The organism is Succiniclasticum ruminis DSM 9236, assembly GCF_900112895.1.
Classification (GTDB): domain Bacteria; phylum Bacillota; class Negativicutes; order Acidaminococcales; family Acidaminococcaceae; genus Succiniclasticum; species Succiniclasticum ruminis.
In genome coordinates, this window is the sequence record NZ_FONL01000004.1 from 117,457 (window position 1) to 128,584 (window position 11,128).

6 protein-coding genes and 1 other RNA gene are annotated in these 11,128 nt (G+C 51.2%); all 7 read left to right on the top strand.

The features are described 5' to 3' along the window. Window positions 1-20: 20 nt before the first annotated feature. A complete protein-coding gene (locus BM159_RS05020) occupies window positions 21-2,279 on the top strand; it encodes a RelA/SpoT family protein (protein WP_093913157.1) in 2,259 nt (752 codons plus the stop codon). Next, a complete protein-coding gene (locus BM159_RS05025; RefSeq protein ID WP_093913158.1) occupies window positions 2,276-2,890 on the top strand; it encodes an MBL fold metallo-hydrolase in 615 nt (204 codons plus the stop codon). Before BM159_RS05020 ends, BM159_RS05025 begins: the two co-directional genes overlap by 4 nt. Window positions 2,891-2,896: 6 nt before the next feature. Continuing rightward, window positions 2,897-4,117, top strand: coding sequence for an AI-2E family transporter (locus BM159_RS05030; RefSeq protein ID WP_093913159.1), 1,221 nt, complete (start codon window positions 2,897-2,899; stop codon window positions 4,115-4,117). 197 nt (window positions 4,118-4,314) lie between these two features. Continuing rightward, entirely contained in the window at window positions 4,315-5,598 is a 1,284-nt protein-coding gene (hisS, locus tag BM159_RS05035) for a histidine--tRNA ligase (RefSeq protein WP_093913160.1), read from the top strand. Then, complete coding sequence (aspS, locus tag BM159_RS05040; RefSeq protein ID WP_093913161.1) at window positions 5,591-7,381, top strand: aspartate--tRNA ligase; 1,791 nt, start codon at window positions 5,591-5,593, stop codon at window positions 7,379-7,381. Before hisS ends, aspS begins: the two co-directional genes overlap by 8 nt. 133 nt (window positions 7,382-7,514) lie before the next feature. Then, window positions 7,515-7,697, top strand: a non-coding RNA gene (ssrS, locus tag BM159_RS05045) — 6S RNA. Between the two features lie 516 nt (window positions 7,698-8,213). Next, on the top strand, window positions 8,214-11,128 hold a 2,915-nt coding region (locus BM159_RS05050; RefSeq protein ID WP_281243270.1), incomplete at its 3' end, for an ESPR-type extended signal peptide-containing protein.

An 11,128-nucleotide genomic window follows, 5' to 3' on the forward strand; every position in this document is an offset into this window, starting at 1 on the left:
AAATCAGGAAGGAATACAGTATGCCCGCTAAAGATGACCAGAATGTAACCATTGAAGAGTTTTTTGAATATCTGAAAACATATCTTGACGAGAAGCAGATTGCGCTGGTCAGGAAAGCCTATGAATTTGCCGCGAAAAAGCATGCAGAACAGAAACGGCGTTCTGGTGAGCCATATATAATCCATCCCACCCAGGTTGCCAATATTCTGGCCCGGATGAAGATGGACGAGGAAACGCTGGCTGCCGCCTTTTTGCACGATGTGGTGGAGGATACGGATACCACTCTTCAACAACTGAAAGAAATGTTTGGCGCGAAGGTAGCCATGCTGGTAGACGGCGTGACCAAGCTGGGCAAGATCGAATATATTTCAAAAGAGGAACGGCAGATTGAAAATTACCGCAAGATGTTCCTGGCCATGGCCCAGGATATAAGGGTGGTTATCATCAAACTGGCGGACCGTCTTCATAACATGCGCACCATGAAATATATGCCGGTGCACAAACAGCATTCTATTTCCAAGGAGACGCTGGAGATTTATGCGCCCCTTGCCAACCGGCTGGGTATTTATACCATAAAATGGGAACTGGAAGACATGGCCTTCCGATATCAGGATCCGGAACTTTACTACAATCTGGTAGAGCAGGTCAAGACGAAACGAAAAGAACGGGAAGCCATGATTAACGATGCCATGGAAACTCTGCGCCATGAACTGGACAGGGTTAATATCAAGTGTGAGATTCAGGGCCGCCCAAAGAACTTTTACAGCATCTATAAAAAGATGATGCGGGATCATAAAGAACTGAATGAAATTTATGATTTGCTGGCCATCCGTGTACTGGTGGACACGGTAAAGGACTGCTATGGCACGCTGGGAATTGTGCACGGACTGTGGCGCCCCATCCCGGGCCGTTTCAAGGATTATGTGGCCGTGCCTAAGTCCAACATGTACCAGTCCCTGCACACCACGGTCGCCTTTACTAACGGACAGCCGCTGGAAATCCAGATCCGTACCTTTGAGATGCACCGCATCAGCGAATACGGTATCGCAGCGCACTGGCGTTATAAGGAAAGCGGCGGTTCCAATGTGGCAACCGGTTCGGATAAAACCTATGCGGAAAAACTGTCCTGGCTGCGTCAGCTGTTGGAATGGCACAATGACATGAGCGATTCCAAAGACTTTGTCAATACAGTAAAGATGGATGTCTTTGCGGATGAAGTCTTTGTGTTTACCCCCCGGGGCGATGTCATCGATCTGCCGGTAGGCTCTGTGCCCATTGACTTCGCGTACCGGATCCATACGGATGTAGGCAACCGTTGTATCGGCGCCAAGGTAAACGGGCGTATCGTGCCGCTGGACTACAAACTGTCCAACGGCGATATTGTGGAAGTCATTACCAGCAAGCAGGCTTCCGGTCCCAGCCGTGACTGGATCAACATTGCCGGTTCATCGGATACACGCAATAAAATCAAGTCCTGGTTCAAAAAGGAACGCAAGGAAGAGAACATTGAGCGCGGCCGCGACATGCTGGAAAAGGAATGCAAGCGGCTGGGCTATAACCATAAAGAATTTGCCAGTCAGGATAAACTGAAAACCGTAGCCGAGAAACTGCGCCTGCCGGATGTGGACGGACTGCTGGCTTCCCTGGGATACGGGGGAACGACCCTGACGGCTATCATGTCCCGGCTGGTGGACATCTATAAGCAGGAACAGCAAAAACAGCTGCAAAGCAAGAAAGACCTGTCCCAATTGCTGGCGGAACTGAAACCCAGGACTTCCAAGGCCAAGTCCAGCCATGGTATTCTGGTGAAAGGCGAGGACGGTATCATGGTCAAACTGGCCCGGTGCTGCAATCCGGTACCGGGAGATCCGGTCATTGGCTATATCACGCGGGGCAGCGGCATCTCCGTTCACCGGACGGACTGTCCCAACGTCATGTCCAACAATCCGGAGGAACAGAGCCGCCTTATCGATGTGACCTGGGATGTTGCCACGGATGATGTATATAAGGCGAACATCGTGATTATTGCGGCAGATAAGCCGGGCATTATGGTGGACATTATGATGGCCATCAGCGAGAATAAAATCAATATCAATAATATCAGCAGCCATTCTGATAAAAACAAGATGGCGACGATTCATCTGGGCCTGGATATTACCAATATCGGACAGTTGGAAACCATTATGAGCCGGATTAAACGAATCCAGGGGATTTACAGTGTAGAACGGTTGACTACCGGAAGCGTTGTCGCGGAAGGCGGGAAAGGAAAGAAACGATGAAAATCAGATTGATGGAAGTGGGCCCTCTCTGTACAAATTGTTATCTTGCAGAAAATGAAGAAACGAAGCAGGCCGTTATGGTGGACCCGGGCGATGACGGGGACCGCATCATGGATGTGGTAAAAAAATACGGTCTGACCGTCGATGCCATCCTGCTGACACACGGTCATGCGGATCACATCAGCGGGCTGAAAGAGGTGCGGGAAGGTACGAAAGCCAAAGTGTACATTGCGGCCGGGGACGCGGATCGGCTGACCCATTCCACTTCGATGTTCTTTCCCGGGCCAGCTAAAAATTACGGTGCAGCGGATGTGATTGTAAATGACGGTGATGAATTTGAAGCGGCAGGTCTCCGGTTTAAAGTTCTGGCGACTCCCGGTCATACGCCGGGGGGCGTATGTTATGCAGTGGAAGACGCAGTCTTCTGCGGTGATACGATTTTTGCGGAGTCCATCGGGCGGACAGATCTGCCCGGCGGGAATTACAGTCAGTTGCTGAAGTCAATTAAAGAAAAGATTCTGCCCATGGCGGATGATGTTATGCTGTTGCCGGGGCATGGACCGGCTACCAATGTGGGATGGGAAAGGAAACGTAATCCGTTTTTGCAGTAGGATAAAATGAAAAGCAGTTACATTCATTACATACAACAGCATACGATTATCAAGTTCCTCATTGCTTTTGCCGTTTCGGCGGTTCTTTATGCAATGAGTTCTTTCCTGTTCCCGATTTTACTGGCGATTGGCCTGGCATTTGCCCTGTATCCCCTGACGAGGATGTTTGCCCGGCTGCAACTGGGTAAGACCGGCATGCATCCGTCCAGGGTAGCGGCGATTATCCTTGCGTTTATTGCTTCCGCGATTTTTGTGGGAATTGTGATTTCGTTTGTGGTTCTTCCGCTGTTCGGGCAGATCAATGAATTGATTGTAAAACTGCCGGAGTATTCGGAGCAGATGCAGGGAAAATCGCTGCTCCGTATTTTGAAAGAACCCTCTGCCAGTGTGCCTGTGCTTCCGTCCAACGTGGAAGGACTGTTGAACGATGCGATTAATTCCATCATGGGCTTTTTGGCCAATGTGGTGCGGAACCTTTTAAATTCCACGGTACAGATGGTAGCGAATCTGGTAGGTCTGATTGTCGTGCCGTTCCTGGCCTTTTATTTTCTGAAAGACTGGCGTAAACTCTGTACTATGATCACGGACCTGTTTACGCCGGAAGCCCGTCCCAAGGTCAGCCATGTGCTGGCCCGGATCGGCGTTGCAATCAGCGGGTATGTAGAAGGCCTCTGGAAGATGAGCCTGCTGGCTGCGCTGTCTGTAACCATTGTTCTGCTGATACTGGGAATACCCTATCCTCTGGTCTTTGGCCTTATTGCCCTGCTGGCGGAGACTATTCCGGTCATTGGTCCTATGATTTCCGCAATACCTGCGGTCTTTGTGGCCTACACATCAACTACGCCGCAGACGGCGTTTTGTCTTGCTGCTTTCTATGCTGTCTATTACACGATAGACAGCCAGATGCTCCAACCCATAGTGATGGGAAAGAAAATCAGGCTGCATCCTGTTTTAATCCTGTTGGCCCTGATGATCGGCGGCAAACTGTTCGGTATCCTGGGGATGCTCTTTGCCATGCCGGTGGCCGCAGTATACCGTGTGCTGTATGACGAACTGTGGCATTATGGCGGGGAAGAGCCGGCAAAAGCGGAAGAGGAAGAAGATATTATGACAGATGAAATTGCCGCGTCGCTGACTACGGACCCGGTCGATGACCAGCTGGTACAGCAGCGGAAAGAACAGTTGGAAATGGAAAAAAGCAGTAAGTTTACCCATTACACGGACTGATGTTATTTCAGAAAAATATTTTCATACAATTAGACAGAAAGATTGTCAGCCTGTGTGAAAAGTGGTAAAATATATAACGTTTATTGATTCGTAAATTTGTGAAACAGGTAATTCCGTTTTCGTAAACGGAAAATTGTGATCCTGCTTTTTCTAATAACAGGATGACAGGTTTTGGATTGTTGAAGGGGGAGTCTCGGGTGTTGACGACGATGCCGCGCGGCACCAAGGATATCCTTCCGTCGGAGGTTGGCGCCTGGCGCTACGTGGAAGGAGTCCTGCGTGACCTGTGCAGGTGTTTTGGCTTTAAAGAGATCCGTACCCCGGTGTTTGAACACACGGAATTATTCCAGCGTGGCATCGGGGATACGACGGATGTTGTAGAGAAAGAAATGTATACGTTCATTGACCGGGGCAAACGGAGCATCACGCTGCGTCCGGAAAATACGGCCTCGGCCGTGCGGGCGTTCATTGAACACAAAATGTATGCGGAACCGGATCCGGCCAAGCTGTTCTATATCGGCCCCATGTTCCGGTATGACCGGCCCCAGGCAGGCCGGCAGCGCCAGTTCCACCAGTTTGGCGTGGAACTGCTGGGAGCCGCCGGACCAAACGCGGACGCGGAGATCATCCTGCTGGCCGTACAGATTTTGCGGAAACTGGGGTTGAAGGATTTACAGCTGAAGATCAATACGGTTGGCTGTCCGGAATGCCGTCCAGCCTACCGGCAAAGACTGCAGGATTATTACCGGCCGCATCTGGAGGAACTGTGCGAGGACTGCCGTTCCCGCTTTGACCGGAACCCCATGCGCATATTGGACTGTAAAAATGAGAAATGTCATGCGCTTGCGGCAGGAGCCCCAAAGCTGGCAGAATGCCTGGACGATGACTGCAAAGAACATTTTGCAAAAGTGCAGGAACTGCTGAAAGCTTCCGGCGTGGACTTTGTCATCGATCCTACGCTGGTGCGCGGTCTGGATTACTATACCCGGACTGCGTTTGAAATCCAGTACACGCCCCTGGGCGCCCAGAGCGCCGTATTAGGCGGCGGCCGTTACGACGGCCTGGTGGAAGAAGTAGGGGGGCCTGCGACGCCGGGCATCGGTTTTGCCATGGGCATGGAGCGGGTGATCCTGGCGCTGGAAAGCCAGAATCTGCTTCCCGCTGCGGATGACGCTATCGATGTGTTTGCCGTTGCGCCGAAAGCGGAAGCCGCGGCTCTTGCTTTCACAACAGTGGAAAAATTAAGGGAAGCAGGCATCTGCGCAGCGTATGATTACCAGCAGCGCAGCATGAAGGCCCAGATGAAAGCTGCCAACCGGTTAAACGCGAAATATGTGCTGATCTTCGGGGAAGATGAACTGACGCGGAATTGTGTGACCCTGAGAGACATGCAGGCAGCAGATAAAGATAACAACCAGCGGGAAATTCCTCTTGCTGAGATTACAACTATATTAAAAACAGAGGTGCAGAATAATGAGTGAAAAGTTTAAGCGCGATCATCATTGCGGAACCCTGACCAAAGCGGATTCCGGCAAAGAGGTAGCTTTGTGCGGCTGGGTATCCAAACGCCGCGACCATGGCGGACTGATCTTTATTGACCTGCGGGACCGTTCCGGTATCTGCCAGGTGGTGATCGACCCGGATGCGGGGGAGAGCTTTAAAAACGCGGAAGCGATCCGCAGCGAATATGTGATCCAGGTCTTCGGCAAAGTGCGGGAACGGGACGCGGAGACCGTTAATCCCAACATTGCCACCGGCGAAATTGAAGTAGCGGCCCACACCCTGAACGTGCTGAACAGCGCCAAGACACCTCCGTTTTATATTCAGGACGGCATCGACACCGATGAAAACCTGCGCCTGAAATTCCGTTATCTGGACCTGCGCCGTCCGGAGATGCAGGCCAACCTGATCCTGCGTCACAAAGTAACCAAGCTGATGCGGGACTATATGGATAACAACGGATTCTTGGAAATCGAGACCCCCATGCTGTGCAAGAGCACGCCGGAAGGGGCCCGGGACTATCTGGTACCCAGCCGCGTGAACCCCGGCAAGTTCTACGCGCTGCCCCAGTCCCCCCAGATCTTCAAACAGCTGCTGATGGTAGGCGGATACGAACGCTATTTCCAGATTGCCCGCTGCTTCCGTGACGAAGATCTGCGTGCTGACCGTCAGCCGGAATTTACCCAGCTGGACGTAGAAATGTCCTTTGTAGAGATGGACGATGTCATGGACATGATGGAAGGTCTTATCGCTTATGTGTTCAAAGGAGCGCTGGGCGTGGACATTCCCCGTCCCATGCAGCGCATGACCTGGGACGAAGCCATGGACAAATACGGTAGCGACAAACCGGACCTGCGCTTCGACATGCCCCTGATCAACATGGTGGATGCGGTTTCCGGCTCCGATTTCAAAGTATTTAACAATATCATTGCCGATGGCGGCATCGTGAAAGCCATCAACGTAAAAGGCGACGCCAGCATTCCCCGCCGGGAACTGGACGGGCTGGTAGATTTTGTGGCAATCTACGGCGCCAAAGGCCTGGCCTGGATGCAGATCCAGCCGGATGGAAGCGTGAAATCGCCGATTGCCAAGTTCTTTGACGAAGCCCATCTGAACAAGATTAAAGAAACCGCCGGCGCGGAACCGGGCGACCTGCTGCTCTTTGTGGCGGACAAGCCGGCTACCGTGGCCCAGGCGCTGGGCGCGCTGCGTATTGAAATGGCAAAACGCATGAACCTGATCGATAAAGACAAGCTGTGCTTTACCTGGGTGACCCGCTTCCCGATGTTTGAGTGGAACGAGGACGACAAACGCTGGGTAGCCATGCACCATCCGTTTACATCTCCCTGCGACGAAGACCTGCCGCTGTTAAAGACCAACCCCGGCAAGGTGTATGCCAAAGCGTACGATATGGTGCTGAACGGTGTCGAACTGGGCGGCGGTTCCATCCGTATCCATCGCCGCGACGTACAGAATGCAATTTTTGAAGCCATCGGTCTCACCGATGAAGAAGCGCAGGAAAAATTCGGTTTCATGATGCAGGCCTTTGAGTATGGCGCGCCTCCCCACGGAGGTCTGGCCTTCGGTCTGGACCGTATGATCATGCTGATGGCAAAACGTCCTTCCATCCGCGATGTCATCGCGTTCCCGAAGACGCAGAACGCCAACGACATGATGAGCGAAGCGCCTAACGTGGTTGACGAAAAGCAGCTGCGTGAATTACACATCCGCCTGTCGTTGCTGGCAAAAGAGAAAAAACAGTAAAATTAAGGCCCGGAGCATTGAAAAAATGCTCCGGGTCTGTTATTATATAAGTGTAAGGATTTGCAGGCCGGTCAACGATTCCGGCTTAACGGAACGTAAGCCTGCAAACGGAAAATTTCATAAACTTTTAAAAGTTACCCTGCGATGTTCGTTACATCTTTCTACGTGCTGAGCCAACGAATTTACTAAGGGAGCCTGATGTCGCGCCTTTCAAAAACCGGCCTCCTTCGAGTGGACTTTTGCGACTGGCGGTAAGGCACCCACCTGCACATGCAGGTTCAATACCTTGAAGATGAACGGCATTCGTGGGGCAATTTGTTTCTTAAAGCTCTTCTGTTAACTGTAGCGCCGTGAACGGTTTCGCGCACACCGTTCACGGCGCTGGGTTTAACATTAATCGTGACTTTTGAACGTTCCCGGGGGAAAAAACACCCGGATTTTTTTTGCCAGGCCGCATGAATACTGGGATTTGACCCCACGCACTCTTTAATATATAAGATAGACAGTTTATATGTCTGTAAAGGCGAAGCCGTAAGACACAACTGTCAAACTGGAAGAAAGCGGGGGCATAACGTTTTGCCCGCTGACCGCGGATTTTGCCGCAGGAAAACAAAAAATGATAAGAATGACACTTTTATATTTAAAATTGTCATTGACAAATGAGTTTAAGAGGTTTTAATTTCTTGAAAAATATTATATAATAATTTGGAAAACAGTATTGCATTTTGCATCTTAATGGAAAGATGTATTAAAAATCTGCGGGCAGTGAAGAAAGGAAATGTGTTACGCCGCAGATTTGTAAAAATCATAGTGCTGCAAAGGAGAGGCTACCATGAACAAAATCTACAAAGTAATCTGGAGCAAAACGAGGAACTGTTATGTAGCGGTGAGTGAAATCGCAAAACGCAACGGGAAGGATCGTACTTCCGTAACCGGCGGCGCTGCCGGCAGCAGGCAGGCGGCGCGGGTACTGTGCGCCTTGCTGCTGGGCGCGTATCTGACAGCAGGTTACAGCATGCCTGTGGCGTGGGCATCTCCGGATGGTGATGGTGCAACGATAAAAGGGCATGGCACAAGTGCAGGTGGAACATTAGCTTCAGCCTGGGGTGATTGTACAAATGCAATAGGCTATGGCGCTACTGCCTGGGGGCAGGGCACCATTGCGGGCGATACTACTCATCCTGATGATACTTACATAGCTTATGCAACTGCCTGGGGTGTTGAAACCATTGCAAGCAAACAGGGATCTACTGCCTGGGGAAACTTGACAGTTGCCAGTGGAGAATATGCGACCGCCTGGGGTGGTGGGTATGATAACAATAATAAAACGGTAGCCAGCGGTAATCGTTCAACTGCATTTGGATATAATACAACTGCCTCTGGCGCAGGCGCAACTGCCTGGGGCGGTTATTTTAACGAACCTTCAAATAATGCGAAAGGTGGTACGGCCAGCGGCGAAGCTTCCACGGCGTTTGGCATAAAGACGACTGCCAATACAAGAGGTTCTACTGCGTGGGGTGATGGAACGACAGCGGGTTCTGCTACAATTGAAATTAATGGCGTTAACACTCAAAAGTCTGGTAACAATGCTACGGCGTGGGGTTCGACTACAAAAGCTTTAGGCAATCAGGCAACTGCATGGGGCGACAGTACAACGGCTTTAAACGTTAATGCAACTGCTTTTGGTTATTGGGCAACCGCCAGTGGCAATTATTCAACGGCTTGGGGACACGGAACAAAAGCAACTAATGAAGATTCTACTGCGTGGGGTTATGCAGCTCAAGCAACCGGGTTTGCCGCAACTGCGTGGGGAAATCAATCACAAGCAATAGGTGACTATTCCACTGCATTTGGCGGAGATGGAAGCACCACAGTAGGTACAGCGGCTACAGCGAATGCTGTAAACTCTTTGGCTGCGTTAGGAGGTGTTACGGAAACTGCTGCAACAAATTCCGCCGCAATCGGTAAGGGCGCAAAAGCAAGCCTGGCCGATACCGTTGCATTAGGCAGCGGAGCGGTTGCAAACATTGGTTCCGGTGTTGCGGGCGCATATATACCTTCAACTGTACCGACCGGTAAAGAAAGTGTATGGACATCTACCAAAAATGCTATTGCGGTAGGTGATGCATCGAATAATATCACCCGTCAGATCACCGGCGTGGCGGCAGGTAAGGAAGACACAGACGCAGTCAATGTGGCACAGTTGACTGCTGCGGTGGCCGATGCTGGTGGGGGAACCGATGCATTGCATGTATACGGCAGCGGAGTGACCAGAACCGGAACTTATGCCAGTGCATGGGGCTATTCGACAAAAGCCGCGGGTAATTATTCAACAGCATTTGGGTACGGAACACAAGCTTTGAGTTATGCTTCAATAGCATGGGGACAAAACACAATCGCAGGAATAAATAATGAATCTGGTGGAGGTGGATTAGCTACAGCATTTGGCGCGTATACAAAGGCTACTGGTTATGCTGCAACTGCCTGGGGTCAAGGACAGAGTAATCAATACGTAATTGCCAGTGGTAATTTTTCAACAGCATTTGGTTATAAAACAACCGCCAGCGGTGACGGTTCTACTGCGTGGGGAAATAGAGCACAAGCAATCGGTGAGTTTTCTACAGCATTTGGCGGAGATTCATACTTAGGCATAAGTTCTACGGCGTACGCCAAAAACTCTTTGGCAGCGTTAGGCGGTGTTACGGAAACTGCTGCAGCAAACTCCGCCGCAATAGGTGTGGGTGCAAAAGCAAGCCTGGCCGATACCGTTGCATTAGGCAGCGGAGCGGTGGCAAACAGGGCAAACTACGCAACGACCGCCTATACAGCTGCGTTCAATACTTCGGGCGCGACGTCAAAAGTATGGAGATCAACCCACAACGCAATTGCGGTAGGTAATGATAGCACTGTCACCCGTCAGATCACCGGTGTGGCAGCAGGTTCTGCGGATACCGATGCGGTCAACGTGGCCCAGCTGACCGCTGCGGTGGCCGGTGCAGGCGGCGGAACTGCCTACACGGCAGGCGACGGCATTGCGATTGATACATCGAATAATACGATTAGCGTAAAAGCAAACACGGGTGACTTTATATTTGATTCCGGAACATTAAACCTGAAAAAAGATGGCGCCGTGGCTGCCGGTAATACGGGCGTTGTCACAGGCGGTACGGTGTTCACGGCAATTCAGGCTGAAACTCGTGTGGCTTCCGATGGCAATTACATTCTGGCTGCCAACAGTGCGGCGGCAAACCTGTCTGCGCTGGATACACAGGTGAAAACCAATGCAACTGCGATTGCAGGCAAAGCAGATAAGGCAACCACGTTGTCCGGTTATGGTATTACGGATGCAGCTATGGTGGACGCTTCCAACATTGACGCGACAGCCTGGGGGACGAAGTTAGGCACCGGTGCGGTAGCGAGCGGTGATGCGGGTCTTGTAACCGGCGGAAAGGTATATACGGAAGTACGTCCCGCCAACGGCACGTATGTGAAGAAAGCGAATACGACAGCCGCGAACCTGAAAGCGCTGGACACGCAGGTAAAAGCGAACACGGATGCGATAGCAGATAAGGCAGATGCAAGTGTGGTTTCTGAATTGACTGACATGGTCGGTACCAATGAAAAGGCGATTGAGAAGAACGCAACGGACATTGCCGCCAACAAGACGGCCATTGACAAGAACATAAAGGACATCGCTTCCAACAAGACGGCGATTGAGAAGAACGCAACGGACATCGCTTCCAACAA

Excerpts from the sequence above, each read along its gene's own strand:
- BM159_RS05020 (WP_093913157.1), top strand. The coding sequence starts at position 21 with ATGCCCGCTAAAGATGACCAGAATGTAACCATTGAAGAGTTTTTTGAA.
- BM159_RS05030 (WP_093913159.1), top strand. The coding sequence starts at position 2,897 with ATGAAAAGCAGTTACATTCATTACATACAACAGCATACGATTATCAAG.
- aspS (WP_093913161.1), top strand. The coding sequence starts at position 5,591 with ATGAGTGAAAAGTTTAAGCGCGATCATCATTGCGGAACCCTGACCAAA.
- BM159_RS05025 (WP_093913158.1), top strand. The coding sequence starts at position 2,276 with ATGAAAATCAGATTGATGGAAGTGGGCCCTCTCTGTACAAATTGTTAT.